Origin of the sequence: Duganella sp. CY15W (assembly GCF_009857555.1) — a bacterium.
GTDB classification, from domain to species: domain Bacteria; phylum Pseudomonadota; class Gammaproteobacteria; order Burkholderiales; family Burkholderiaceae_D; genus Rugamonas; species Rugamonas sacchari.
Map to the genome: position 1 here is coordinate 1 of NZ_WWCQ01000033.1, position 264 is coordinate 264.

General features: G+C 49.2%; 1 rRNA gene. It reads right to left on the minus strand.

Going from position 1 to position 264, the window contains the following annotated elements:
- Positions 1-110 (minus strand): 5S ribosomal RNA (gene rrf / locus GTP58_RS30935); the annotation flags it as partial.
- Between the last annotated feature and the right edge of the window lie 154 nt (positions 111-264).

Genomic DNA, 264 nt, shown 5'->3' on the forward strand with positions numbered 1-264 from the left:
TGACGATAACCTACTTTCACACTGGTTGCAGCACTATCATCGGCGCAGAGTCATTTCACGGTCCTGTTCGGGATGGGAAGGGGTGGGACTGACTTGCTATGGTCATCAAGCTTTGACTTGTATGCTCTGCAGCCACGTGGTGGGCTGCACAGCGAATCTGGGAGAAGTAAAGTTTGGGGGTAGCACTCACCATCTTAGTAAATGCATATAACCGGCAAGGTTATAGGGACAAGCCGTACGGGCAATTAGTATCAGTTAGCTTAA